The sequence below is a fragment of the Streptomyces sp. NPDC020379 genome, from assembly GCF_044387105.1.
GTDB lineage: Bacteria > Actinomycetota > Actinomycetes > Streptomycetales > Streptomycetaceae > Streptomyces.
Genome location: NZ_JBIRVR010000007.1, coordinates 217,845 through 242,503, shown reverse-complemented (window position 1 = coordinate 242,503; position 24,659 = coordinate 217,845). Strand labels below are relative to the sequence as shown.

Genomic DNA, 24,659 nt, shown 5'->3' with positions numbered 1-24,659 from the left:
CGCTTCATCGACCATGCCTTCCCCGTATAGCCATAGGAGGTCGCGGTGCTAACGCGTGCCAGGTTCCGAGAACTCCGCGCGAATCGCCGTAGTATGGGCGCCGAGTGCGGGCACCGCACCCATCACCGGCTCCCGGCCGTGGACTTCGACCGGTGGCAGGAGACCGCGCAATGGGCCCGTCGGCGAATCGAAGTCGCGCCACCGATCACGCGCCGTCAACTGCGGATGGGCCGCGAATTCGGCGACTGTCCGAAGCCGCGCATGGGCGATTCCCGCTCCTTCGAGCAAGGCAACAGCCTCGTCCGCCGTATGCGGGTGGAATTGCTTCTCGATCACGGCTGTCAGCTCGTCGTCGTGTGCCCGTCGCACGGGGTTGTCCGCGAAGCGGGGATCACGGATCAAAGCGGGCTGCCGGAGAACCTTTTCGCACAGTGCCTGCCACTCGCGCTCGTTCTGCACGCTGAGGAAGACACTGGCGCCGTCCCCGCAACGGTAGTGGCCGTAAGGAGAGATGGAAGGGTGCCGGGCGCCACTGCGGGAAATGGGCGGGCCGCCATACGTCTCGGCGAAGTACGGATGCCCCATCCACTCCGCGAGAGCGTCGAAGAGGGAGACGGACAGTTGTGACCCCTCGCCCGTGCGCTCACGCTCGTACAGCGCGCTGAGAATGCCCGTGTAGGCGTACATGCCTCCGGCGATGTCCGCGATGGAGATGCCGGGCCGGGCCGGCGAGTCGGTGTCACCGGTGATCGACACCAGCCCCGCCTCGCACTGCACCAGCAGGTCGTAGGCTTTCTTGTCACGGTACGGACCTGAGGTGCCGTAGCCGGAGACATCACAAGTAATCAGGCGAGGGTGCCGGGCGCGCAACTCCGCGCTGCCGAGACCGAGCCGTTCGGCGGCTCCGGGACCCAGGTTCTGTATGAACACATCGGCCCGAGTGAGTATGCGATCCAGCAGTGAGCGGTCCGGGCCGGATTTGAGATCGAGGACGATGCTCTCCTTGCCCCGATTGACCCAGACGAAATTGGCGGACAGGCCCTTGACGCTGCGATCGTAGTCACGGGCGAAATCGCCGCGGTCCGGCCGCTCGACCTTGATGACGCGCGCGCCGAGATCTGCCAGCTGGCGAGTGGCGAACGGTGCGGCGACGGCCTGTTCCAGGGCGACGACAGTGATGTCATGCAAGGGAAGGCTCAACTCGGCTCCTCGCTGGGTGGGATCATATGACTGGGGCTGTGGACAGCCCGTCACGCTCCGATCACTCCATCCCTAGTCTCGTGCCATGGACATCGGAGAGCGGTACAGGGTCGAGAATTTCCACGGGCGGTCGCCAGGGGGCGGGCCGCAGCCGGTAGGAGTAGCTGTACTCGCGGTCGGCATGCAGCAGATAGCGCTCCAGCGGCGCCGCTCCCCAGGAGTCGTTGCCGCCGACGCCAGTCTGCCGGTGATTGATGCCCAGGAATGTCTGGCCACGTGGCTGGAGCTCGTGCGGATGGCGGGGCCCGTCCAGGTCGAAGGGTGTCCAAGGGAGAGCGCTCACCTCCAACCACCCGGCGGCTTCTCCCGGTTCGGCCAGCACGGTCAGCCCGACACCACCCTGCCCTGTCAGCGAGACGCTGCGGACGTCCGTCACGTTACCGCTCTCCTGCGGACGGGCGTACGGCATGGCGGCTGTCGCCAGGGAACGGTCGTAACGACCGACGAAGGAGCCGGTGCACCGGTCCCGATAGTTCTCCTGCGGTCCTCTTCCGTACCAGCTGAGCACCTGATAGTCGTCCGGCACGGTCAGCAGGACACCCACCAGCGGCAGGTCAGGGAGGCCCCGGCCAGGGAGGAGAGTATGGCGTACGAGGATCTCGCCGTCCCCGCGTACGGTGAAGACGGTCGTCCACGGGGAGACGGCGGGAGACGTCGGGAGGGTGGCAGCGACGGTGAGGATGACTTCTCCCGCCGCGGTCCGTGTGACCTCGACGCCGGTGACGGTGCGGTCGGCGCCCGCGTCGCGCCAGGTGCGCGAGATGACCTGGGCGCCACGCCCGATGTCGTTATCGGTAGGCGCACGCCAGAAGTTGGGCACCGGACCACCCGCCAAGAGCGTCCGCCCGGCATAGCGGTAGGTGGTGAACGTTCCGGTGAACCGGTCGAGGACCAGGTCGAGTTCCGGGCCCGTGACCGTGATGGTGCGTGTGGTCTCTGTGACCGAGACTGCCGGAAGGGCAGCCGCGGAGACGGGTGTGGATGCCGGGGCGCGCCAGGGGAGGGCGAACTGCTCGGCGGCGACGGCATGGCCCGCTTCGGCCCAGGACGCTGCGCCGCGAAGAGTGAAGGAGATGTTCAGCCAGTACTCGGCGCCGGGTACCGGCTTGTCCGGTGGCTTCAACGGCAACTGCACGGTCGCGGATTCACCTGGCCCGGCCTGTGGCGAGGCAAGGGAGCCGTGCTGGATACGGGCTCCGTCGCGGGTGACCTCCCACAGCAGCTCGTATCCCTGGAGACCGGTGAAGAGCTGGCAGTTGGTGACCCGTACGGTCCCGGCGCCGAGATCCACACTGGACACCCGTACCGGCTGATAGATCTTCTTGACCTCCAGGAGAGCGGGCCGCGGGGTGCGGTCGGCGTCGACGAGACCGTTGCAGCAGAAGTTGCCGTCGGAGGGGTGGCCGGGCTTCCAGTCGCCACCGTACGAAAGGTAGGTGCCGTCGAGACCGTCCGGGAGCGGGAGACGGACTGCCTGGTCGGCGAAGTCCCAGATGAATCCGCCGTGAAGCAGGGGATAGGTCTCGATGATGTCCCAGTAGTCCTTGAGGTTGCCCGTGCTGTTGCCCATCGAGTGGGCGTACTCGCAAAGGATGTACGGCTTGGTCGCGCTGGATCGTCCGTATGCCTCCACGGCGTCGGGCGTGGCATACATCTGCGACTCGATGTCGGCGACTTCGTTCATGCCCTCGTAGTGCACAGGGCGGGACGGATCGCGGTCGTGGACCCAGTCGGCCATCGCGCGGAAGGTGTCCCCCCGGCCGGCTTCGTTGCCCAGCGACCAGACCACGACGCAGGGGTGGTTCTTGTCCCGTTCGACGAGGCTGCGGATCCGGTCGAGGCAGGCGGGGGCCCACTCGGGGCGGTTTCCCGGCAGTGTGTCCCGCACGTCGTGCGTCTCCAGGTTGGCCTCGTCGATCACGTAGAGGCCGTATTGGTCGCACAGTTCGAGCCAGCGTGGGTGATTGGGGTAATGGGAGGTACGGACGGCGTTGATGTTGTGCTGCTTCATGATGCGGATGTCCCGCACCATGCGATCCAGCGGGACCGCCTGCCCGTGGTCCGGATCGGATTCGTGCCGGTTCACCCCGCGGAAGACGAGGGGCTCGCCGTTGATGGTGAGTCTTCCCCGTGCGCAGGAGATGCCGCGGAAGCCGACGCGAGTGTGCTGGACTTCGAGCGTGCGGCCCTCGGGGTCGGCAAGTTCGACCGTGAGGTCGTAGAGGTTCGGCGCCTCGGCGGACCACAGCAGTGGCCTCGGCACATGGGCACTGAGCTCGACGATCGCCTCCCCGGTGGCGGCGTCGAAGCGGGCGTTGCCGGTGCGGGAGAGAACAGGGGCTCCGTCGGCGGTGTGCAGGACGGCCCGGACGAGGTGGTCGGCAGGGCCGGCTGTCGGGTCGGACCGCAGGGTCACCTGTGCTATCAGATCGGCGTCGCGGAAGTCGGGGCCGAGGTCGGTGCGGACGAAGAGGTCGTGCACATGGACCTGGGGCACGGAGATGAGATGGACGTCGCGGAAGATCCCGGACAGATCGATCATGTCCTGGTCCTCCAGCCAGCTGCCGTTGGACCAGCGGTAGACCTCGACCGCGAGACTGTTCTCCTCCGCCCCACGGTCGTCGCGCAGATAGGGGCTGAGGTCGAATTCCGCGGGGGAGTAGCTGTCCTCGCTGTAGCCGACCAGCTCGCCGTTGACCCAGACGAAGAACGCCGACTTGACGCCCTGGAAGGAGATCAGTGTCCGGCGACCCCGCCAGCCGTCGGGGATGGTGAAGGTGCGGCGATAGGAGCCCACCGGGTTGAAGGAGGTCGGCGCGTGTGGGGGAGTGGGCTGTTCGTATCCGGTCCAGGGATAGCGGACGTTGAAGTAGGCCGGCTCGGAGTAGCCCTGCGTTTCCCAGTTGCCGGGCACTTCGATGCGGTCCCAGTCGGCGTCGTCGAAGTCGTGGTCGAGGAAGTTTCGGGGGCGATCCGCCGGGTTGCTGGACCAGGCGAAGCGCCACTCGCCGTTGAGCGAGCGGTAGTACGGCGACTCGGCGGGGCGGTGGGCAAGGGCGGACGGCACGTCGGCGAAGGGGATGAGCGGGCTGCGAGCGGGTTCCCGGTTCAGTTGGAAGACCTCGGGGGAGGCACCGGTGACGGTGGCGGCGCGGGGGTCCGGGTGTGGTGCGCGCATGCGTCGACTCCGAACGTCTCAGGGGTACGCGGAGGCAGGCCGTGGATCTCCCGCCACGAGAATCACTTCCAAGGTGCGTGGGCCATGGACTCCTTCGACCCGGTCCAGCTCGATGTCGCTGGTGGCGGAAGGGCCGGAGATCCAGGTCAGCGGACGGTCCGGGGCCAGGCGGGGGAGGGCTTGCGGTACGGAGTCCACGATCTGGTCCGCGGTCCGCACCACGCACAGGTGATGGTCGGGCACGAGCGAGATGATGCGGCGCCCTTGCCCCGGGCTCCCGTCGAGGACGATCGTGCCGGTCTCGGAGATCGCCAGGGCACAGCCGGTGACGACACTGTCCATCGTGTCCAGTTCGCCCGGCGACAAGGCGGCGGAGGCGAAGGCGACGTCCACCCGCGCCTCGGCGAGCCAGGTCCCTGGCAGCCCGGACGGCACGACCACGCGTCGCGCGCCCCGTGCGGCCAGCAGACGGGAAAGGAGCGTGGGCAGACCGGCGGCGTCCGAGCGGTGGACGACGGCACGGTAGTCGGAGAGGTTCCGGGCGAGCAGATCGACGGATTCGGCGGGCGTGCGCTGCCCGTGCGTGGCGAGATAGTCGCGCACGACGGGATGGTCGTCCGGGTGCTCGTCGCGTGGCACGTCGGCCAGTGCGCGCCGGATACGCCCCAGGACCCGTTCCCTGCTCGACCCCGCCCCCGATGCCGAACTCGACCACGTGCTCATGTCGCGTCCCCTCGCGTACGGGCCCACCAGTCCCGGAAGGATTCGGCCGGCACATCGGGCAGTTCCCGGGTGTCGGTCCAGGCCCGGCCGGGGCCCGGGAGCCGTCCGGGGTGGAGGCGGCGGGTGCGGGAGAGCAGCCGCTGGCCGTGGCGCAGCGCGCCCGGGTGGTCGAAGGTCCAGCGGGCGGCCCGCATCATGGCGCGCTCGGCCCGGTGTTTCCTGGCCGGCTTGATGACGGTGCGCGTTCCGCGCAGGGTCACCTCGCCGCCTTCCACGACCCGCTCGCGCAGGTGGACCAGGACTTCCGGGATGTCGATGGCGACCGGGCACACCTCGAAACAAGCCCCGCACAGCGACGAGGCGTACGGGAGGGACTCCTCCAGCGGGGAGGTGAGGCCGCGCAACTGCGGGGTGAGGATCGCACCGATCGGACCCGGGTACGGCGAGCCGTACGCATGGCCGCCGGCCCTCTCGTACACGGGACAGACGTTCAGACAGGCCGAGCAGCGGATGCAGCGCAGCGCTTGGCGGCCGACCCGGTCCGCGAGGGTGTCCGTGCGCCCGTTGTCGAGAAGCACCAGATGGAAGGAGCGCGGGCCGTCGCCGTCGGTGGTGCCTGTCCACATCGACGTGTACGGGTTCATCCGCTCCGCGGTCGAGGAGCGTGGCAGGAGTTGGAGGAAGACTTCCAGATCCCGCCATGTCGGCACGACCTTCTCGATACCGACGACCGAGATCAGTGTTTCCGGGAGAGTGAGGCACATCCGGCCGTTGCCTTCGGATTCGACCACCACCAGGGTGCCGCTCTCGGCGACCATGAAGTTCGCGCCGGAGATACCGACCTTGGCGCGCAGGAATTTCTCGCGCAGATGTATCCGAGCCGCCTCGGCGAGGTCGGCGGGCCGGTCGCTCAGACCCTCGGGGGCGGGGCGGCCCCAGCTCGCCATGCGGTCGCGGAAGATGTCACGGATCTCGCCGCGATTGCGGTGGATGGCGGGGACGAGGATGTGCGAGGGGAGGTCGTCGCCGAGCTGGACGATCAGTTCGGCGAGGTCGGTCTCGTAGGCGTGGATCCCGGCGTCCTCAAGGGCCTCGTTGAGGCCAATCTCCTGCGTGGTCATCGACTTGACCTTGACTACCTCGGTCTCACCGGTCGCCCGCACCAGGTCGGTGACGATGCGGTTGGCTTCCCCGGCGTCGGCCGCCCAGTGCACCGTGCCGCCGGCCCGGGTCACCGACTCCTCCAGTCGCACGAGGTAGTCGTCGAGATGACGCAAGGTCCGGTCCTTGATCGCGGCCCCGGCGGCGCGCAGTCGGTCCCAGTCCGCCAGTTCCGCGACCGCTTGGGCGCGCTTGGCGCGGATGGTGTGTGTCGCGTGCCGGAGATTGGCGCGCAGGCGGCCGTCACGGGTCGAGACGGCGGCAGCCCGGGGGAAGGCCGGCATGCCCAGATAGGTGGCACCGCGGGCGCGGTCCTGAGGGCCGCCGTCGGCGGGGCCCGGCCTCCTGCCCGCCGGACCGCTGACGGGATCGCTCCTGCGACCGCTGTTCACCGGACGTCGCCCTCCCTGCTGGCGAGGATCTCCGCGATATGGACGGGACGCACGGCCGAGCCGGCGCGGGAGAGAATGCCGCCGATGTGCATCAGACAGGAGTTGTCGACCGCACACACGCCTTGTGCGCCGGTCGCGGTGACGGCGCGGGCCTTGTCGGTGCCCATCGCGGTCGATACGGCGGGGTTCTTCACCGCGAAGGTGCCGCCGAAACCGCAGCACTCCTCCGCCCCTGCCAGCTCCCGTAGTTCCAGACCCTTCACCTGCTCCAGCAGGCGCCGGGGCCGGTCGCCGAGGCCCAGCGCCCGGAGTCCGTGGCAGGTGGGGTGGTAGGTGACGGTATGCGGGTAGGAGGCGCCGACGTCGGTCACGCCGAGGACGTCGACGAGGAACTCGGTCAGCTCGTAGGTCTTGGCCACCGCCTCGGCCGCCACCGTGGACAGCTCCTCGCCCCGGCCCTCCGCGGCGGCCTTCGCCGCGATCCGTGGGTAATGGTCACGGACCATGGCGGCACAAGAGCCCGAGGGCGTGACGACGTAGTCGTGGTCGCGGAAGGCGGCGGCGTAACGGCGCATCAGCGGCTCGGTCTCATGGCGGTATCCCGTGTTGAACAACGGCTGGCCGCAGCAGCTCTGTTCCATCGGGAAGTCCACCCGCACACCGAGCCGTTCCAGCAGGGTGACGACCGCCCGGCCCGTGCGGGGGTAGAGAGTGTCGTTGACGCAGGTGACGAACAGTCCTACGCGCATGTCCCCCTCCTCTTCCCGCCCTGATCATCCGGCGCCTCATACTGCCGCAGCGAGCGACCGCTGTGAAGGACCGGCCGCGCGGACGGGTCGGCGCCGGGGGCCGTCACCACTCCGCTTGAATGTGAGGCATGGCTGATACCACCTTCACCTCCCGCACGATCGGCATCACGACCGGTTCCACGCAGACCGTGTACGACCTCACCGAGGAGTGCGCGGCGTTCCTCCGTGAGGTCGCCCCGGGGCGCGACGGACTGCTGAACGTCTTCACGCCCCACGCGACCGCCGGGCTGGCGGTCATCGAGACCGGCTCGGGCAGCGACCACGACCTGCTGGCGGCCCTCGGCGACCTGCTCCCCGCCGATGACCGCTGGCGCCATCGCCACGGCACTCCCGGGCACGGCCGGGATCACGTCCTGCCCGCCCTGGTCCCGCCGCACGCCACATTGCCCGTGGTGGACGGCGAACTGGAGCTGGGGACCTGGCAGTCGGTCGTCCTGGTCGACACGAACGTGGACAACCCGGACCGGAAAGTCCGCCTGTCGTTTCTCGGCTGAGTGGGGCTGCGCCGAGTCCGCGGAAGCTCACGCCCTGAGGCCCTCGGTGCGCCCACAACTATGGCCCTACCAGGCATTCCTGGTAGGGCCTTGGCGCATGGCCGGAAGGCTCATCCGCGGTCGTTCAGCGGGGCATCAGTCCCGCTGGGCCGACTCCGGGAGCTGGCGCAGCTTGACGTTGGACTTGGTGCGGTAGGCCCAGTCCAGCATCTTCACCGCGTCCGGGTAGCGGGAGGTGGCGTCATTGAGGATGACGCCGACGACGGTCCGTCCGTCGCGCTTGGCGGCGAACACCAGGCACGGCCCGGCGGCGGTGCCGGTGCCGGTCTTGATGCCGATCGCGCCCTTGTACGAGCCGAGCAGCTTGTTCGTGTTGTCCCAGTAGTAGGTCCGCTTGACGTTCGCGGCCTTCTGCTGGGTGCCGGTCGTCTTCACGACCGTGCTGAACGTGCTGTTGGCGATCGCGTGCCGGGCGAGCTGCGCCGAGTCACGAGGGGTCGTGTAGTTGGCCCCGGTCTGCGATATGCCGTCGAACGAGTCGTACTTGGTGTTCTTCATGCCGAGGTCGGACGCCTTCTTGTTCATCTTGGCGATGAACGAGCTCGTGCGTGCCTTCTCGGTGCTGCCGCTGCCAAACGTGTCGGCCAGCGCGTACGCCGCGTCGCACCCCGACGGCAGCAGGAGGCCGTACAGCAGCTGCCGTACCGTCATCTTGTCGCCCGTGCGCAGATCGGCGGTGCTCGCGCCGTTCCGCTCCACGTAGTCGCGGTAGGACTGCTTGATGGTGACCTGCTTGTTCAGATCGACCCCGGGGGTGTCCAGCACGACCGTCGCGGTCATGACCTTGGTGGTGCTGGCCATCTGCCGCTTGGTGTCGGCGTCCTTGCTCCACAGCTGGCGGTTGCTGCCGCTGTCGAGCAGGAACGCGCCCTTGGCGCCGGTCACCGCCGGGCCGCTCGCGGCCTGCGCGGTCGTCGCCGGCACCGCGACGGCGACCGCCGCGGCCGACGCGATCAGAGCGGCACCCCACCGGCGTGCCGGTCTTCCCTCACATCGCTCCATACATGCCTCTGTTTCTCGCGTGTTGAGTAGAGCGTGCAGATAATCGCACCTACTGCTTCACGCTGAGAAACGGGGCCGGTTCCGCGCCCGGGAAGGCCCGTTCACGAGCTCCGCTGAGCCGCCGCGCGCCCCACCGCGTCGACCAGCGGCACCACGCGATAGGGCACCCGCTCGCGCAGCACCATCTCGGTGCGCGTGCGCACCACACCCGGGAACTGGACCAGCCGCTGGATGACGTCCTCCAGATGTCCGGCGTCCCGGGCGACGACCCGCGCCATCAGATCACCTCCGCCGGTGATCGAGAACGCCTCGATGATCTCCGGCACGTCCGCGAGCGCGGTGGAGACCGTGTCCAGGTGCCCCTGGGTGACCTCGATATGGACGAAGGCCAGCACGGGGTGGCCGAGCGCGGCGGGGGACAGCCGCGGTCCGGTGGCGGTGATCACGCCGTCGCGCTCCAGCCGGTCGAGCCGCGCCTGGAGCGTGCCGCGCGCGATACCCAGCACACGCGCGTACTCCCGCACGCTCGTACGCGGCTGCTCCAGCAGCAGCCGCAGGATCTTCGCGTCCAGCGTGTCCACGGCCATGGGCCGACGGCCTCCCGGTGGTCGTACTTCCAGGCCGGCAACAGTACCAATGGCGCAGCCTCACACGCCGTCAGGTGCCCGTGGCCTTCCCGCCGCTCACGCGTCTCAGCGCCGGCCGGCCGGCTGCCGGAGGACCTTCGATGTCCGGCGGGGAGCGCCGTGCGAGGAACGTTGTCGACGAGGAGACGGGCCGGCCTCGTCCCCGAATGCGCGGTCGGCGTCGGCCAGTTGCGGTACGCGCCGTCCACCGCGCCGTGCCGGGGTTTCCGGTCAGGCGCCGAGCAGCGGTGACGGCCGCGAGCTGTGCAGGGGCACCGCGAGTTCGGCCAGGGCCCGCTCCAGGCTGTGCAGGTGCGCGAGCGCCGGTTCGGCCAGCCAGTGCTCGGGTACCGCTGCCGTGGACCCCACCGCGTCGCGCGCCTTGCCCGGTGCGGTCAGCGCCTCCACCGCGGCCTCCACGCGCCAGCAGGCAGCGGCGAGGCGGTCGTCGTGCGATGCCTCGGGGTCCGCGGCGACGGACGCCAGCCCCCGGACCTCGCGGGCGCAGTCGTCGAGGAGGGCCAGCACCCGGCGGGCCTTCTCCTCGCGGGCGCGGAACGGGTTCAGTGGATGGACGAGCGGGGCGAGCGAGAGCCGCACCCGGCCGAGCAGGAGCTCCAGTTCGGCGACCCGTGGGGCGGGGTCGGCCGTCCCGGAACCGGCGAGCCGTGCGGCGGCTTCGGCCGCGCAGGTGTGCACGCAGCGCAGGGCGCGCTGGATCCACGCGTCGGTCGCGGCGTGCGTGGTCACGGGCAGGACGACGAGGACGGCGATCGCCGCACCGGCCGCACCGACGCCGGTCTGGGCCAGCCGGAGGACCAGCAGATCCGCGTCCAGCACCCCGAGGAGCCCGTACAGCAGTCCGGCCATCATGGTCACGGCGAACATCATCCACGTGTACGAGACAGCGGACGTGTAGAAGATCCCGAAGACGCAGACGGCGACCAGGGCCGCGGTGGGCACGGGGGCCCCGTGCAGGGGAATGGCCACGAGGATTCCCGTGGCGATACCGAGCACCGTGCCCAGGACCCGCCGGAAGCCGCGTACGAGGGTCTCGCCGCGCGAGGCGGTGTTGACGAAGATCCACCAGGCGGTGCCGACGGCCCAGTACCAGCGCGCGTCGGAGACCATCTGCCCGACGGCGAGCGCCAGGCCGCAGGCGAAGGCGGCCTGGAACGCCTGCCGGGTCGTGACGCGCGCCAGCCCGCCGCCGGTCAGGGGCGCCGGGCCCGCGGGCGGCGGGGTGCGCCGCTCGATGCGCCAGAGCCCGAAGCGGACGAGACCGGCCGCGGCCAGTGCCATGATCACGGCCGCGTACAGGTGCGGCAGCTGGGCGGGCACGGCGTGCAGGAACTGCGTCGCGAAGAACATCATGAAGCCGAAGATCCCGAGCGCGTTGCCCCGCGCCCCCCACCGGCGGGCGTACACCCCGCAGAAGACGACGGCCAGGAAGGCCGCGTCACGCACCAGTGGCATGCCGTGCAGCGCCGCGGCCAGCGCGAGCACGGGGAAGCCGACGACCGGCAGCAGGGCGGTGGTGATCGCCTGGCGGCGTACGGTCGGGTCGGCGACCGTGAACAGCGCGAGCAGGGCCGTGAGCCCGCCGGTGATGGAAGCGGTCAGGGGCAGGCCCGACAACTGGACCACGGCGACAGCGGCGGCTACGCCCATGACGGCCCGGACGGCGACCCGCAGCCTCGCCCGGCCCGGATCCGGTGCCATGAACGCCCTCTTCAGCACTGCTTCCCGCCCCTTCGACGCACGGACATGAAAAAGGCGCCACGGATCTCCGCAGCGCCATCGACGCCCCCATCAGACCATCTATCCGGCTGTTGGCTCAAGAGGAGCAGAGATAGCTGTGCCAATGGCATGGTTACCCAGCGTACTGTCCGGCCGTGGAGGGGCCAATGGCAGCCCCGAGGGGCGGAGGCCGGTCCCGGTTCCCGAAGCCTCGCCACCGCCCTGACCTCGGGCTTGTCAGTGGCTCCGTGTAGCGTCAGGTGCACAGAGTGATTCGGCGGGGGAGGCGGCACGGTGATCAGCAGTGACCAGCACAGCCGGCGGGGGCGGTTCGCGTACATCGGCTCGTTCACGGCGGCGGGCGGGCCCGGTGTGACGGTCGCCGAGGTCGACAGCCGCACGGGCGCGCTCACACCGGTGTATTCCACCGATGCCGTGGCCAACCCGTCCTTCCTCGCGCTGTCCCCCGGAGCGGATGTGCTCTACGCGGTCAGCGAGACGGACGAGGGCGCCGCCGCGGCCTTCTCGCTGGCCGATCCCGCCCGGCCCGAACCGCTCGGTGAGCCGGTCCTCGTACGTGGTGAGGGGCCGACGCACCTCGCCTTCGCGGGTACGCACCTGTTCACCGCCAATTACCGCTCGGGCAGCGTCAGCGCACTGCCGGTCCGGACGGGCGGAGCACTCGCAGCGCCGTCGGCCGTTCTGCCGCACCGCGGTTCCGGCCCCGTGGCCGACCGGCAGCGTGGTCCGCACGCGCATGCCGTGGTGCCCGACCCCTCCGGACGCCTGCTGCTCGCGGTGGACCTCGGCACGGACTCGGTGTGGATCTACGCCCTCGATCCGGTGACCGGCCTGCCGCGCCCGCACCACGAGACGCGGCTCCGTTCCGGGACGGGGCCCCGGCACCTGGCCTTCCACCCCAAAGGCGACCGGGCCTACGTCCTCAACGAGCTGGACCCGACCGTCACGGTGTGCCGCTGGGACGCGGCGGAAGGCTCCCTGGTGCCGACCGGGGAGACGCGCGCCCTCCTCCCGGGCACGGGCACCGTCGACTATCCGTCGGAGCCCGTCGTCTCCGAGGACGGGCGGTTCCTGTGGCTCGCCGTCCGGGGGCACGACAGCATCACCACCCTCGCCCTCGACACAGCGGGCGACATCCTCGGAATTCGCGCCTCGACCCCCTGCGGGGGCCACTGGCCCCGCGATCTGACGCTCCACCCCGGCGGGCGGTATCTCTACGCCGCCAACGAGCGGTCGGGGGATGTCACCTGGTTCGCGATCGACCCCGACACGGGCATACCGAGCCCCGCCGGGTCGCTCGCCGTGCCCGCCGCCTCCTGCGTGATCTTCTCCTGAGGAAACGCGGACGACCGGACAAGGCCGGAGGGGCCCCCGCGACGCGGGAGCCCCTCTCCGGACCGCTCCGGCCCGCGTCTCCGCGGCCGTGCCGTCAAGGTCGTGCGGCACGTGGCGGCAGCGTTCGCCCTGCCGGTCACGCGCGGTCGTACAGGATGGACCGTCAGCGGACCGGGGCTCCCTGGAGCGACGGCTGGGTCGTCAGGCCCAGCACGGCCGCGTACTTCGCCAGGGCCAGCTTGCCGATCGCCGGGTAGGCACCGAGCGGCTCGGCCGCGGCGCAGGACACCTCGCGCGCCGCCTCGGCAGCGAGACCCTCGGCCACCTCGGGACCGATGATGCACGGCGCGAGAGCCAGATTCCGGGAGCCGGAGGAGCGCAGCTGCTCCGCGGCGCGGGCGATGGCGCCTTCCTCGTCCAGCGCCGCCGCGAGCACCGGCACGGCCAGGCGGGCCGACAACAGCATGCCGGTGATGCCCGCCGCCTGCACGGCCTCCTCGCCGCCGACGGTCGCCAGGACGATGCCGTCCGCGGCAGTTGCAACTGTGAACAGTCGGGCGCGGTCGGCACGGGCCAGCCCGGCCTCCGAGAGGCGCACGTGCAGAGCCTCGGCGAGCAGCGGGTGCGGGCCCAGCGTGTCGGTGAGCTCGGTGACGGAACCGCTGTTCATCACCGCTTGGCGTATGCGGCGCAGCTGTGAGCTGTCGGGTCCCGCGAGCAGCGGCACGGCCACGGCGGTCGGGAAGCGGTCCCAGGAGTCGGCTCCGTCCCCCTCGGGGCCGTCCTGGGCTTCGCCGGCGCGAGCGGCCCGCTGGGCGGCCGCGTGGGCCAGGACCGACTCCAGCGACGGATACCCCACGTCGCCGCCGTCGGCGTCCACATAGCCGATGCGCGCGTCGAGCCCGGGGAGCTCGGAGCGGGCGATGCTGAGGGTCTCCTCGGCGAGCCGGCGAGTGGCGAGGTCGGGCGCCCCCGGCACGGCGAGGACGAGCGGCGGCGCGCCCGTCGGCGCGGCCGCCGGTTCCGGCCGCCGGTGCCGTCCGGGCTGGCGGGGACGCGGCATTCGTACAGGCAGGCCAGGCGCGGGCCCTGTGGGGGAACTCATGGCGCCGCATGTTAGCCGTTCATCGCACCAGGCCGTTCGGGCGGGGGCGATACAGCGTCGTCTGTCCGGATTTATTCGTCCAGACATACGGTCGTCGCAGAGCTGTTCAGCAAATGATACGCAACATCACAGGGTCCGTCGGCAAGCGCAGACTGTCCGTCACCAAGGCTCCTGCCACGCGCAATGCGCCGTCGAGCGGTGTGCCCTGGGCGGGGACGAGTTGCGCGTGAGGTAGTTGCGATTGCAATTCTTCGTGCAGTGGTGCGAGCAGCGGTTCACCCATGCGAAACAGCCCGCCCGTGAGTGCGACTTCATGTGTCACACCAGCCGCTCCCGGAGCGGCCGTTTCCGCCGCCGCGCGCGCCGATCGGCCGGAAACCGGCCGTCGGTGCGGGCATACAGCGGCGGCGGCCCCGGCGATGTGCCGGGCCGCCTCGTGGAGGATCCGGGCGGCGACGGGATCCTCCGGAGCGCACCGGGCCACCTCGGGCGCGAAGGAGGCGAGGACCGCGGGCCGGTCCGCCCGCGGGTAGAGCGCGCCGGGCACCTCCGGCGCCGGGCCGAGGACGGCGGTCATCCGTGCCAGCAGCGCCTCCGACCCGCCGGCCCGCCCGTCGTACGCGCGCAGCGCCGCCTCGAGCCCGGCGCGGCCGATCCAGGCGCCGCCGCCGCAGTCGCCCAGCAGGTGGCCCCAGCCGTCCGCGCGGCGCCAACCGCCCTGCGGGGTCAGGTCGGTGCCGAGTGCGATCATCCCGGTGCCCCCGGCCACCACCGCGCCGGGGCGCTGCCCGAGCGCTCCCGCGTACGCGGTGACCGCGTCCGAGGCGAGGGCGAGGCGGCGCACCCCGAGGGCCTCGCGCAGTGCGCCGGGCAGGACGGCGCGGAGCTCGTCGCCCAGGGCCACCATCCCCGCGGCGCCCACACAGGCGGCTTCGCAGGTCCCGGCTCCGGCGCGGGTGAGCAGGTCCCGGGCGGCGGGCAGGACGTGGTCGAGGAGCCGCCGGGCATCCACCCCCGCCGGAGCCGGGGAGGTCCAGGTCAGCGGCGGGTCGCTGCCGTCCGCGGGGGCCAGGGCGATCCGGATGCCCGAACCGCCCGAGTCGACCCCCAGGACATGACCCGCCGCGCGTGTCACCGGCCCGGCCGTCTCACGGCAGCTGCCAGTTCACCGGGGCGGCCCCCTGGCGGGCCAGCAGCTCGTTGGCCCGGCTGAACGGCCGGGAGCCGAAGAAGCCGCGGTCGGCGGACATGGGGGAGGGGTGCGCGGACTCGACGGACGGCACGCTGCCCAGCAGTGGCCGCAGATTGCGCGCGTCGCGGCCCCACAGGATCGCCACCAGCGGGCCGCCGCGGGCGACGAGCGCGCGGATCGCCTGCTCGGTGACCTCTTCCCAGCCCTTGCCCCGGTGCGCCGCGGGCTTGCGCGGGGCGGTGGTCAGGGCCCTGTTGAGGAGCAGGACGCCCTGCCGGGTCCACGGCGTGAGGTCGCCGTTGGACGGGCGGGGGAGGCCCAGGTCGGTGTGCATCTCCCGGTATATGTTCTCCAGGCTGCCGGGCAGCGGACGCACCTCGGGCGCGACCGAGAAGCTCAGGCCCACGGCATGACCGGGTGTCGGATACGGGTCCTGACCGACGATCAGCACCCTTACGTCGTCGAAGGGTTGCTGGAAAGCGCGCAGCACATTCGCGCCGGAGGGCAGATAGGTACGGCCCGCGGCGATCTCGGCGCGCAGGAAGTCACCCATCGACGCGATGCGCCCGGCCACCGGTTCCAGTGCCTTGGCCCAGCCGTTCTCGACGATCTCGTTCAAAGGTCGTGCAGCCACGGGGCGTCACTCTACTGGCTCAGCGCGTGCCCGCACGAACGCGTCCGGCCCATGGGCCCGTTCCGGCCGGGGCCGGTGTCCCCCGAACGAGAGTCAGGCGCCTTGTACGAAGGGTGTCGTAATTCGAGGATCCTCGTAGTACGGTGTTTCTCGTACCACTCGCGGCGCCTCGGTCGCACCGGCGGAAACGGAGTCTTTGATGAGTGCCCTCTTCGAGCCCTTCACCCTGCGCTCGCTGACCATCCCCCACCGGGTCTGGATGGCTCCGATGTGCCAGTACAGCGCGGACGACCACGGCCCCGACATGGGTATGCCGCACGACTGGCACTTCGCCCACCTCGCCGCGCGGGCCGTCGGCGGCGCGGGCCTGATCCTCACCGAGGCCACGGCCGTCTCTCCCGAGGGACGCATATCGCCCGCCGATCTGGGGCTGTGGAACGACCGCCAGGCGGAGGCGTTCCGGCGCATCACCTCCTTCCTGGAGGCCCATGGCGCGGTGCCGGGCGTCCAGCTCGGGCACGCCGGACGGAAGGCGTCGACCGAGCGGCCGTGGCGCGGCGGCGGTCCCGCCGGCCCCGAGGCGCACGGCTGGACGACCGTCGCCCCCTCCCCGCTGCCGTTCGCGGAGGGCTACCCCACGCCGCGCGAGCTGACCAAGGACGGCATCGCCCAGGTGGTCGCCGACTTCGCGGCCGCCGCGCGGCGGGCGCTCGCGGCCGGCTTCAAGGTCGTCGAGATCCACGGCGCCCACGGCTATCTGATCAACGAGTTCCTGTCCCCGCACAGCAACCGCCGCACCGACGAGTACGGCGGCTCCTTCGAGAACCGCACCCGGTTCGCGCTGGAGGTCGTGGACGCGGTGCGCGCGGTGTGGCCCGAGGAACTGCCCGTCCTCTTCCGGATCTCCGCCACGGACTGGCTCACGGAGAACCCCGAGGACGGCCGGGAAGGCTGGACCGCCGACGACACCGTGCGGTTCGCGAAGGACCTCGCCGCGCACGGCGTGGACCTGCTCGATACCTCCACCGGCGGCAACACCCCCGACGCCACCATCCCCACCGGGCCCGGCTACCAGGTGCCCTTCGCCGCCAGGGTGCGCGAGGAGGCGGGCCTGGCCGTGGCCGCCGTCGGCCTGATCACCGACCCCGCGCAGGCCGAGGAGATCGTGTCGTCGGGCCGTGCGGACGCGGTGCTCCTCGGCCGTGAACTGCTCCGCGACCCCTACTGGCCGCTGCGGGCGGCCACCGGCCTGGGGCTGCCGCCGCGCCGCCCCGCGCAGTACGGCTGGGCCGCCTGACGGCCCGGGGGCCACGGGAGCGACTCCCGTGGCCCCCGGCCCACATCACTACGGGCGAACGGCTACTTCAGCGCGCTGCGCTTCTGCCACTGGTCCCAGGACTCCTGCCAGACCTCGAGGCCGTTGCCGACGTCGGTCACCTTGGTGCTGCTGGTGTTCTTGACCTCGACGGTCGAGCCGATGGGCAGGAAGTCGTAGACCCGCTTGGCGTCGCTGGTGGTCATGCCGAAGCAGCCGTGGCTGTTGTTCTCCACGCCGAGCGACTGGTTCCAGGGCGCCGAGTGCAGGAAGGTCCCGGACGCGGTCAGGTGGGTCACCCACTTCGAGTCCAGCATCCACTCGTTGCCGTGGCCGATGGTGGACGAGTCCATGGTCTCGGCGGCGTTCTTGCTGCGCACGGTGTGGACGCCACCGCGCGTGGGGTCCACGGGCGAGCCGGCGGAGCCCTTGATGTCCCCGACGGGCTTGCCGTTCTCGTACATCGTCAGCGTGTGGCTGGGCACGTCGATGACGGCCTTGTGGTCGGCGCCTATGGAGAAGCCGAACTGGTAGTTCTTCGCGAACCAGCCGCCCTCACCGGAGTCCACGCCCGCGAGGTTGCCGTTGACGGAGACCTTGGTCCCGGACGGCCAGTAGTCCTTGGGGCGCCAGTCGATGCGGTCCTGGCCCGACCAGTCCTTCACCCAGCCCCAGGCGCCCTCCACCTTCGGCTGGGTGGTGACCTTCAGGGACTTCTCGATCTCGGCGCGCTTGCTCTTGTCCACCGGGTTGTCGAAAAGGATCGAGACGGGCATGCCCGTGCCGACGGTCTGCCCGTTGCCCGGGGTGTTGGTGAGCTTGTTGACCTTCGGCGCCTCCTGCGTGGTGAAGGTCGCCGTGGAGGAGGACTCCTTGCCCTTGCCGTCCTTGCCGCCCTTCGCCGTGGAGCGCACGGTGTAGGTGGTCCGCGGGCCGACCTTGCCCTCCGAGGTCCAGGAGGAGCCGTCGTCGGCCAACTGCCCGGCGACCTTCTGCCCCTTGTCGTCCTTGACCTCCACGCCCGTGAGCCGGCCGTTCTCGGCCTTCACCGATATCGGGGAGCCGAGCGCGACCTCCTTGCCCTCGCCCGGGGTGACGCTGATCCGGGCCTCGGACCCGGCATCGGCGCCGGAGCCACCGGACCCCCCGGAACAGGCGCTGAGCGCCAGGGAACCCATGAGGGCGGATGCCAACAGGACGGAGCGACGGCCCGATCCGACGTGCACGTGAGTCGACCTTTCTCGTACCAGCAGAGCAAGCGGCGGTCACGGCCGCGTCGCCCGAACCGGTCGACAACACCCCCCGCCACACTTCTACAGATGATCGACACGCATGTGCGGTTGCGCGAAAAATGGAAACATTTGTGCGGCTGACCGCTTTTGGCCGCCGTCGTGGCCGAAACTCGTACGATGCCTCTCGTAGTAAGCGGGCATCGAAGTACGATGGATCTCGTACACCGGCTCCCCGTGCCGTCCTCACGGGCCCTCCGAAGCCTTGCCGACCTGAAGGAGCAGCCGTGACGACGCAGACCCGGCCCCCGTCCCCGGGCCGTTCGCTGGAGCACCCCGAACGGGACGAGATCCGTCTCGAAAGTGTGCTGCACGCGCTCTCCGACCCCATGCGGCTGAAGATCTTCCGCAGCCTCGCCTGCGCGGAAGGCGAGCTGTCCTGTTCGGTGTTCGAGCTGCCGGTCAGCAAGTCCACCACCACGCACCACTTCCGCGTCCTGCGCGAGAGCGGCGTGATCCAGCAGATCTACCGCGGCACCGCGAAGATGAACGCCCTGCGCCGCGACGACCTCGAAGCCCTCTTCCCCGGGCTGCTCGACGCCCTGCTCACCTCGGCCGCGCACCAGGCCGAGCGGCTCGCGCGCGGCTGAACCGCCCGGCCGCCGGCGTCCTCAGCGCCGGGCGCGGGCCGCCGTCAGCAGCCCGTCCCAGTCCGGGATCTTCACCGGCCCCCGGCCCAGGCGGCGGCCGAGCGCGGACTCCGCCGCCTCGATCCCGAGCCAGCCAGGCCACTCCACCACCTCCCGGACGGCCGAGCGCAGCGCGGAACGCGCGTCCTCGACGGGGCGGCGCGCCTTCAGTGCCTCGGCGTCGGCCAGCAGTGAGCCGACCGTCTCCTTGGCACACGAACGGTTGGTGCCGATCACCCCGGTCGGCCCGCGCTTGATCCACCCCGCGACGTACTCACCGGGCGACGGGACCCCGCCACGCAGCACCCTGCCCCGCGCGTGCGGCACGGTCCCGTGCTCGCCGTCGAAGGGCAGCCCCGGGATCGGCACCCCGCGGTAACCCACCGACCGCAGCACCAGCTGCGCCTCGATCTCCTCGAACAGGCCGGTGCCGGTCACGCCGCCGTGCCCGTCCGGCGCGGTCCGCTCGAAGCGCACCGCGCGCACCGCGCCGTCCCCCAGCAGGGCGACAGGGCACAGGAAGAACCGCAGGTGGATCCGGCGCGCCCGGGCCTCCCCCGGCGCCTGCGCCCAGCTCCGCAGGACGTCGACGTTCCGTCTGCTCGCCGACGGCAGCCCCGACGGGTCCGTCCAGGCCGGATCCAGCGCCGCCTCCCCGGCCCGTACGAGAACCCCGGCGCCCGGCAGCGCGCCCAGCTCGCGCAGCTCCTTGGTGGTGAACTTCGCCTGGGAGGGCCCGCGCCGGCCCACCATGTGGACGTCCCGCACGCGACTGGCGGCGAGCGCGGCCAGGGCCGCGTCCGGCACGTCCGTGGGCCGCAGCTCGTCCGCGCCGCGGCCCAGCACCCGGGCCACGTCGACCGCCACATTGCCGACCCCGATGACCACCGCGGAGCGCGCGCCGAGGACGAAGCCGCCGGGCGCGGCGTCCGGGTGGGCGCTGTACCAGGAGACGAACTCCGTGGCCGAGAAGCTGCCGGGCAGGTCCTCACCGGGAATGCCGAGCCTCCGGTCGGTCGCGGCGCCGACGCAGTAGACCACCGCGTGATAGAGCTCCAGGAGCCGACGAGGTGTCAGGCCGCCCGGCCCGTCACCGACCGGGACATTGCCCAGGAAGGCGATGGCCGGGTGCTCCAGCGCGGTGCGCAGGGTGCCCTGGAGCGACTTGATCTTCTCGTGGTCGGGCGCCACTCCGTAGCGCACCAGCCCGTACGGACAGGGCAGCCGGTCCAGGACGTCCACCGTGACTCCGGGGACGTCCTGCTGCTGCACCAGTGCCTGGGCGGTGTAGACCCCGCTCGGTCCCGACCCGACGACTGCGACGCGAAGCACGGTGGGCCCCTTCCCGCGGGGCGCTCCCCGCAGATGTCCCGCAGATGCGTCCAGGATGACACCGGGGAAGTGCCGTGCGGGAGAGGCACCGGAGGCGTGGCGATCACAGGGGGCCGATCGTGGCCATCCTCGGACACGCCTCGGGTGAGCCGTGTCTCACCTGGGTGGCGCCGCTTGTATATGAAACGAGTTGCATAGCAGGATCCGGGCATGGCGCTCGAGCACGCGATCCTCGTCTCCCTGCTGGAGAAGCCGGGCTCCGGCTATGAGCTGGCCCGGCGGTTCGAGCGGTCCATCGGCTATTTCTGGACCGCCACCCACCAGCAGATCTACCGCGTCCTCAAGCGGATGGAGGGCGACGGCCGGCTCGACGTCCGGGACGTGCCGCAGCAGGGCCGGCCGGACAAGAAGGAGTACTCCGTCGCCGGCCCCGGCCGGGCCGCCCTCTCGCAGTGGCTGCACGAACCGATCGAGCCCGAGAGCGTCCGCCACGACCTCGCCGTGAAGATCCGCGGCGCGGCCTTCGACGACCCCGCCGCGCTGATCCGTGAGGTCGAGCGGCACCACCGGGCGCACACCGAGCGGCTCGCGCACTATCTCGCGGGCGAGCTGCGCGACTTCACCGGCACCGAAGCACCCGGCACGCTCGATGCCGGGCAGGAGCTGCAACACGTCGTGCTGCGCGGCGGCATCGCGTACGAGCGGATGACGATCGCCTGGCTCGACGACGTGCTCGCCACTCTCCAGCGGCTCCGTCCCCAGCGCTGAACCCCGACTTCTTCATCATCTTCCTCATCCTCAACCGTCAAGCCGGAAAGGCGAACCTCCATGGCCGACCAGCTTCTGTTCAACCCGCGCACCTACGACCCGGCGCACTTCGACCCCGAGACCCGCAGGCTGCTGCGCGCCACCGTCGACTGGTTCGAGGAGCGCGGCAAGCGCAAGCTGATCGAGGACTACCGCTCCCGCGCCTGGCTGGCGGACTTCCTCGCGTTCTCCGCCAAGGAAGGGCTGTTCGCGACCTTCCTCACCCCGGCCGCCGCCGGGCGGGACGACGCGCGCTGGGACACCGCCCGGATCGCGGCGCTCAACGAGATCTTCGGCTTCTACGGGCTCGACTACTGGTACGCCTGGCAGGTCACCATCCTCGGCCTCGGCCCGGTCTGGCAGAGCGACAACGCCGCCGCCCGCGCCCGCGCCGCGGAACTCCTCACCCAGGGCGAGGTGTTCGCCTTCGGCCTGTCCGAGAAGGCCCACGGCGCCGACATCTACTCCACCGACATGCTGCTGGAGCCCGACGGCGACGGCGGCTTCCGGGCCAGTGGCTCGAAGTACTACATAGGCAACGGCAACGCCGCCGGGCTCGTCTCCGTCTTCGGCCGCCGCACCGACGTCGAGGGCCCCGACGGCTACGTCTTCTTCGCGGCCGACAGCCGTCACTCGGCGTACCACCTCGTGAAGAACGTCGTCGACTCCTCGAAGTACGTCAGCGAGTTCCGCCTGGAGAACTACCCGGTCGGCCCCGAGGATGTGCTGCACACCGGCCGCGCCGCGTTCGACGCGGCCCTCAACACCGTCAACGTCGGCAAGTTCAACCTCTGCACGGCCTCGATCGGCATCTGCGAGCACGCGATGTACGAAGCCGTCACCCACGCGCACAACCGCGTCCTCTACGGCCGTCCCGTCACCGCCTTCCCGCACGTGCGCCGCGAGCTGACCGACGCGTACGTCCGTCTCGTCGGGATGAAGCTGTTCAGCGACCGCGCCGTCGACTACTTCCGTTCCGCCGGGCCCGACGACCGCCGCTACCTGCTCTTCAACCCCATGACGAAGATGAAGGTGACCACGGAGGGCGAGAAGGTCATCGACCTGATGTGGGACGTCATCGCGGCCAAGGGCTTCGAGAAGGACACCTACTTCGCCCAGGCCGCCACCGAGATCCGCGGGCTGCCGAAGCTGGAGGGCACGGTCCACGTCAACCTCGCGCTCATCCTCAAGTTCATGCGCAACCACCTGCTGGACCCGGCCGACTACGCGCCCGTGCCGACCCGCCTCGACGCGGCCGACGACGCGTTCCTCTTCCGCCAGGGACCGGCCCGCGGCCTCGGCTCCGTCCGCTTCCACGACTGGCGCACCGCGTACGACGCGTACGCCGCCGTGCCCAACGTCGGCCGCTTCCGGGAGCAGGCGGACGCCCTGTGCGCGTTCGTCACCACCGCCGCCCCCGACGAGGAGCAGAGCCGCGACCTCGATCTCCTGCTCGCCGTCGGCCAGTTGTTCGCGCTTGTCGTGCACGGCCAGCTGATCCTGGAGCAGGCGCGGCTGACCGGTCTGGAGGAGGATGTGCTCGACGAGCTGTTCGCCGTCCTCGTCCGCGACTTCTCCGCGCACGCCGTCGAGCTGCACGGCAAGGACTCCGCCACCGAGGAGCAGCAGAGCTGGGCGCTGGGCGCGGTCCGCCGCCCGGTCGTCGACGAGGCCCGCTCCGCGCGCGTCTGGGAGCGCGTCGAGGCGCTGTCCGGCGCGTACGAGATGGCGCAGTGACCCACAGGGCCGCTGCCGCCGGTCCCTCCGGCGGCAGCGGCCCTGGGCTGTCAGCTCCCGAGCAGGTCGTCCACCGTGAGGGCCACGGTGCCGAACAGGTCGGTGACGGTGGTCAGGCTCGCCGCCTGGAGGGCGGCGGTGGGCACGGGGGTGCCGTCGGGGGCGGTGAGCGGGCGGGTGGCCGTGGCCTCGGCGACGACGGTGGGGCGGTAGCCGCGGTTGAAGGCGCCCTGGGCGGTGAAGGTGACGCACATATGGGTCATGAATCCGGCCAGGACCAGGTCGGGGCCCGCCCCGAGGTCACGCAGCGTCTGCTCCAGACCGGTGTCGTGGAAGGCGTCGGGGAAGCGCTTGACCACGACGGGCTCGCCCTCGGCCGGGGCGACCTCGTCGCTGATGGCGCCGATCCGGGCGCGGATGTCGTAAGGGGTGCCCGCACCGCTGTCGTTGACGATGTGCACGACCGGGGTGCCCGCCGCGCGGGCCGCCGCGAGCAGGCGGGCACCGGCGGCCAGGGCCGCCTCGGCACCGTCCAGCGTCATCACGCCGGTGCGGTAGGTGTTCTGGAAGTCGATCATGATCAGTGCCGTGCCGGGCAGCCGGGGCAGCCGGCCGTCGAGGCCGATCACGTCGCGCAGGGTCGTGGAAGCGGTCATCGGAAGGGGTCCTTTCCAGGAGGGATACGGGTCCAGGAGGGATACGGGCATGGCGAAGCCGCGGCGCTCGCCCTGCCGGAGGAGGGGATGCTTCAGGCGGTCGTGCGGAAGCCGCGGCGGTAGGCCGCCGGGGTCGTGCCGAGCTGCTTGCGGAAGGCCCGGTGCAGTGTCTCCACCGAGCGCAGACCGCTGGCCTTCGCGACCTTCTCCAGCGGTTCGTCGGTGCTCTCCAGCAGCCGGCGCGCGGCCTCCACACGGGACGCCTCGACATAGTCGGCCGGAGTGGTGCCGGTCTCCTTGCGGAAGACCCGGGCGAAATGCCGCTCGCTGAGGTTCATCCGCCCGGCCAGCGCGGCCGCGGAGAGGTCGCCGTCCGGGTGGTCGGCGATGTGGAGCCGCAGCTCGTCGATGTCGCGCCGGGAGGCGGCGGGACGGCTGAGCGGGACGCTGAACTGGCTCTGGCCTCCCTGGCGTTTGAGGTACATCACCAGCTGCCGGGCCACCGCCAGCGCGAGGTCCTCGCCGTGGTCCTCGGCCACCAGGGCCAGCGCGAGGTCCAGGCAGGCACTGATCCCGGCCCCGGTCCACACCCGTCCCGAGCGGACGAAGATCGGATCCGGGTCCACCGTCACCCGGGGGTGTACGGCGGCGAGCTGGGCCGCGGTCGACCAGTGCGTGGTCGCCGTCCGCCCGTCGAGCAGCCCGGCGGCGGCCAGCACGTGCGCGCCCACGCACACCGAGGCGACCCGCCGCGCGTGCGGGGCGGTGTCCCGCACCCAGTCCACGACCGCCTGGTCGATCCGGGCCACCGGGCCGTCAGGGCGCAGGTCCACCGCGCCGGGGACGAGGAGGGTGTCCACCGCCGCGCCGACCTCACCGAAGGACAGGTCGGCGAGCAGGCGCACACCGGCCGACGTGGTGACCTCCCCGCGCTCCGGGCCCGCCAGGCGGACGCGGTAGCCCGCACGGCCACCGGTCTCCCGGTTGGCGAGCGCGAAGACCTCGGCCGGGCCGGTGACGTCGAGGAGATCGACATCGGGGAAGACCGCGATGACGACGCGGTGGGCGGCGGACATGTGTCCATCGTCGCCGCCGGCCGGCATGACCGCAATGACGGGCCTCTGTCACATCCGGCCATGGCGGGAGGCCGCGCCCGGCGCAC

At 71.2% G+C, this 24,659-nt stretch carries 21 protein-coding genes; 6 read left to right on the top strand and 15 right to left on the bottom strand.

What is annotated here, in order from left to right; translation table 11 throughout:
- Positions 1–48 precede the first annotated feature (48 nt).
- From ACH427_RS12370 to ACH427_RS12350, 5 genes are all read right to left on the bottom strand, one after another.
- Positions 49–1,200, bottom strand: a complete 1,152-nt coding sequence (locus ACH427_RS12370; RefSeq protein ID WP_398869381.1) for a CaiB/BaiF CoA transferase family protein — start codon at positions 1,198–1,200, stop codon at positions 49–51.
- A gap of 61 nt (positions 1,201–1,261) precedes the next feature.
- Complete coding sequence (locus tag ACH427_RS12365) at positions 1,262–4,438, bottom strand: glycoside hydrolase family 2 TIM barrel-domain containing protein (RefSeq protein WP_398869380.1); 3,177 nt, start codon at positions 4,436–4,438, stop codon at positions 1,262–1,264.
- A gap of 18 nt (positions 4,439–4,456) precedes the next feature.
- Positions 4,457–5,161 carry a lactate utilization protein C gene (locus ACH427_RS12360; protein WP_398869379.1) on the bottom strand — a complete coding sequence of 235 codons (705 nt, stop codon included), beginning with the start codon at positions 5,159–5,161 and terminating at the stop codon, positions 4,457–4,459.
- The gene (locus ACH427_RS12355; RefSeq protein ID WP_398869464.1) at positions 5,158–6,606 is read right to left on the bottom strand and encodes a lactate utilization protein B; all 1,449 of its coding nucleotides are present in this window, start codon (positions 6,604–6,606) and stop codon (positions 5,158–5,160) included. The genes ACH427_RS12360 and ACH427_RS12355 overlap by 4 nt, the downstream gene beginning before the upstream one ends.
- A gap of 104 nt (positions 6,607–6,710) precedes the next feature.
- Positions 6,711–7,463, bottom strand: a complete 753-nt coding sequence (locus ACH427_RS12350) for a (Fe-S)-binding protein (RefSeq protein ID WP_398869378.1) — start codon at positions 7,461–7,463, stop codon at positions 6,711–6,713.
- Between the two features lie 128 nt (positions 7,464–7,591).
- Between ACH427_RS12350 and ACH427_RS12345 the strand changes: the two genes are divergently transcribed.
- The gene (locus tag ACH427_RS12345) at positions 7,592–8,017 is read left to right on the top strand and encodes a YjbQ family protein (protein WP_116215012.1); all 426 of its coding nucleotides are present in this window, start codon (positions 7,592–7,594) and stop codon (positions 8,015–8,017) included.
- A gap of 135 nt (positions 8,018–8,152) precedes the next feature.
- Here ACH427_RS12345 and ACH427_RS12340 read toward each other — a convergent pair whose 3' ends face one another.
- The 3 genes from ACH427_RS12340 to ACH427_RS12330 form a co-directional block, all read right to left on the bottom strand.
- The gene (locus tag ACH427_RS12340) at positions 8,153–9,079 is read right to left on the bottom strand and encodes a D-alanyl-D-alanine carboxypeptidase family protein (RefSeq protein WP_398869376.1); all 927 of its coding nucleotides are present in this window, start codon (positions 9,077–9,079) and stop codon (positions 8,153–8,155) included.
- A gap of 101 nt (positions 9,080–9,180) precedes the next feature.
- Complete coding sequence (locus ACH427_RS12335) at positions 9,181–9,666, bottom strand: Lrp/AsnC family transcriptional regulator (protein ID WP_398869375.1); 486 nt, start codon at positions 9,664–9,666, stop codon at positions 9,181–9,183.
- Between the two features lie 270 nt (positions 9,667–9,936).
- The gene (locus ACH427_RS12330) at positions 9,937–11,427 is read right to left on the bottom strand and encodes an FUSC family protein (protein ID WP_398869374.1); all 1,491 of its coding nucleotides are present in this window, start codon (positions 11,425–11,427) and stop codon (positions 9,937–9,939) included.
- Between the two features lie 312 nt (positions 11,428–11,739).
- On the opposite strand from ACH427_RS12330, the gene ACH427_RS12325 reads away from it, so the two are divergent.
- On the top strand, positions 11,740–12,801 hold the full coding sequence (locus ACH427_RS12325) for a lactonase family protein (RefSeq protein WP_398869373.1): 1,062 nt from the start codon (positions 11,740–11,742) through the stop codon (positions 12,799–12,801).
- A 163-nt stretch (positions 12,802–12,964) separates the two neighbouring features.
- Here ACH427_RS12325 and ACH427_RS12320 read toward each other — a convergent pair whose 3' ends face one another.
- From ACH427_RS12320 to ACH427_RS12310, 3 genes are all read right to left on the bottom strand, one after another.
- A complete protein-coding gene (locus ACH427_RS12320; protein ID WP_398869372.1) occupies positions 12,965–13,906 on the bottom strand; it encodes a hypothetical protein in 942 nt (313 codons plus the stop codon).
- Positions 13,907–14,012: 106 nt separating this feature from the next.
- Positions 14,013–15,041: an N-acetylglucosamine kinase gene (locus ACH427_RS12315; protein ID WP_398869371.1), complete on the bottom strand. Its 1,029-nt coding sequence runs from the start codon at positions 15,039–15,041 to the stop codon at positions 14,013–14,015.
- A gap of 13 nt (positions 15,042–15,054) precedes the next feature.
- On the bottom strand, positions 15,055–15,732 hold the full coding sequence (locus ACH427_RS12310) for a uracil-DNA glycosylase (protein ID WP_398869370.1): 678 nt from the start codon (positions 15,730–15,732) through the stop codon (positions 15,055–15,057).
- Between the two features lie 199 nt (positions 15,733–15,931).
- Here ACH427_RS12310 and ACH427_RS12305 point away from each other — a divergent pair, with 199 nt between their 5' ends.
- Positions 15,932–17,029 carry an NADH:flavin oxidoreductase/NADH oxidase gene (locus tag ACH427_RS12305; RefSeq protein WP_398869369.1) on the top strand — a complete coding sequence of 366 codons (1,098 nt, stop codon included), beginning with the start codon at positions 15,932–15,934 and terminating at the stop codon, positions 17,027–17,029.
- 62 nt (positions 17,030–17,091) lie between these two features.
- Here the strand turns inward: ACH427_RS12305 and ACH427_RS12300 are convergent, their stop codons facing one another.
- Positions 17,092–18,225 (bottom strand): Ig-like domain-containing protein, encoded by a 1,134-nt coding sequence (locus ACH427_RS12300; protein ID WP_398869368.1) that lies wholly within the window; start codon positions 18,223–18,225, stop codon positions 17,092–17,094.
- A gap of 338 nt (positions 18,226–18,563) precedes the next feature.
- On the opposite strand from ACH427_RS12300, the gene ACH427_RS12295 reads away from it, so the two are divergent.
- The gene (locus ACH427_RS12295) at positions 18,564–18,926 is read left to right on the top strand and encodes an ArsR/SmtB family transcription factor (protein ID WP_398869367.1); all 363 of its coding nucleotides are present in this window, start codon (positions 18,564–18,566) and stop codon (positions 18,924–18,926) included.
- A 21-nt stretch (positions 18,927–18,947) separates the two neighbouring features.
- Here the strand turns inward: ACH427_RS12295 and ACH427_RS12290 are convergent, their stop codons facing one another.
- Positions 18,948–20,297, bottom strand: a complete 1,350-nt coding sequence (locus ACH427_RS12290; RefSeq protein WP_398869366.1) for an FAD-dependent oxidoreductase — start codon at positions 20,295–20,297, stop codon at positions 18,948–18,950.
- Between the two features lie 210 nt (positions 20,298–20,507).
- Here ACH427_RS12290 and ACH427_RS12285 point away from each other — a divergent pair, with 210 nt between their 5' ends.
- Positions 20,508–21,065: a PadR family transcriptional regulator gene (locus ACH427_RS12285; protein WP_398869365.1), complete on the top strand. Its 558-nt coding sequence runs from the start codon at positions 20,508–20,510 to the stop codon at positions 21,063–21,065.
- Between the two features lie 60 nt (positions 21,066–21,125).
- Positions 21,126–22,841: an acyl-CoA dehydrogenase family protein gene (locus tag ACH427_RS12280; protein ID WP_398869364.1), complete on the top strand. Its 1,716-nt coding sequence runs from the start codon at positions 21,126–21,128 to the stop codon at positions 22,839–22,841.
- A gap of 50 nt (positions 22,842–22,891) precedes the next feature.
- Here ACH427_RS12280 and ACH427_RS12275 read toward each other — a convergent pair whose 3' ends face one another.
- Together ACH427_RS12275 and ACH427_RS12270 are read right to left on the bottom strand one after the other, a co-directional pair.
- Positions 22,892–23,497: an isochorismatase family protein gene (locus tag ACH427_RS12275; RefSeq protein ID WP_398869363.1), complete on the bottom strand. Its 606-nt coding sequence runs from the start codon at positions 23,495–23,497 to the stop codon at positions 22,892–22,894.
- 92 nt (positions 23,498–23,589) lie between these two features.
- Positions 23,590–24,573: a GlxA family transcriptional regulator gene (locus tag ACH427_RS12270; protein WP_398869362.1), complete on the bottom strand. Its 984-nt coding sequence runs from the start codon at positions 24,571–24,573 to the stop codon at positions 23,590–23,592.
- Positions 24,574–24,659: the final 86 nt, after the last annotated feature.

Bases quoted from the DNA above. Each gene is read 5' to 3' on its own strand.
- ACH427_RS12365 (WP_398869380.1), bottom strand. From the start codon at position 4,438: ATGCGCGCACCACACCCGGACCCCCGCGCCGCCACCGTCACCGGTGCC.
- ACH427_RS12360 (WP_398869379.1), bottom strand. From the start codon at position 5,161: ATGAGCACGTGGTCGAGTTCGGCATCGGGGGCGGGGTCGAGCAGGGAA.
- ACH427_RS12355 (WP_398869464.1), bottom strand. From the start codon at position 6,606: ATGCCGGCCTTCCCCCGGGCTGCCGCCGTCTCGACCCGTGACGGCCGC.
- ACH427_RS12350 (WP_398869378.1), bottom strand. From the start codon at position 7,463: ATGCGCGTAGGACTGTTCGTCACCTGCGTCAACGACACTCTCTACCCC.
- ACH427_RS12345 (WP_116215012.1), top strand. From the start codon at position 7,592: ATGGCTGATACCACCTTCACCTCCCGCACGATCGGCATCACGACCGGT.
- ACH427_RS12340 (WP_398869376.1), bottom strand. From the start codon at position 9,079: ATGGAGCGATGTGAGGGAAGACCGGCACGCCGGTGGGGTGCCGCTCTG.
- ACH427_RS12335 (WP_398869375.1), bottom strand. From the start codon at position 9,666: ATGGCCGTGGACACGCTGGACGCGAAGATCCTGCGGCTGCTGCTGGAG.
- ACH427_RS12330 (WP_398869374.1), bottom strand. From the start codon at position 11,427: ATGGCACCGGATCCGGGCCGGGCGAGGCTGCGGGTCGCCGTCCGGGCC.
- ACH427_RS12320 (WP_398869372.1), bottom strand. From the start codon at position 13,906: ATGAGTTCCCCCACAGGGCCCGCGCCTGGCCTGCCTGTACGAATGCCG.
- ACH427_RS12305 (WP_398869369.1), top strand. From the start codon at position 15,932: ATGAGTGCCCTCTTCGAGCCCTTCACCCTGCGCTCGCTGACCATCCCC.
- ACH427_RS12300 (WP_398869368.1), bottom strand. From the start codon at position 18,225: ATGGGTTCCCTGGCGCTCAGCGCCTGTTCCGGGGGGTCCGGTGGCTCC.
- ACH427_RS12285 (WP_398869365.1), top strand. From the start codon at position 20,508: ATGGCGCTCGAGCACGCGATCCTCGTCTCCCTGCTGGAGAAGCCGGGC.
- ACH427_RS12280 (WP_398869364.1), top strand. From the start codon at position 21,126: ATGGCCGACCAGCTTCTGTTCAACCCGCGCACCTACGACCCGGCGCAC.
- ACH427_RS12275 (WP_398869363.1), bottom strand. From the start codon at position 23,497: ATGACCGCTTCCACGACCCTGCGCGACGTGATCGGCCTCGACGGCCGG.
- ACH427_RS12270 (WP_398869362.1), bottom strand. From the start codon at position 24,573: ATGTCCGCCGCCCACCGCGTCGTCATCGCGGTCTTCCCCGATGTCGAT.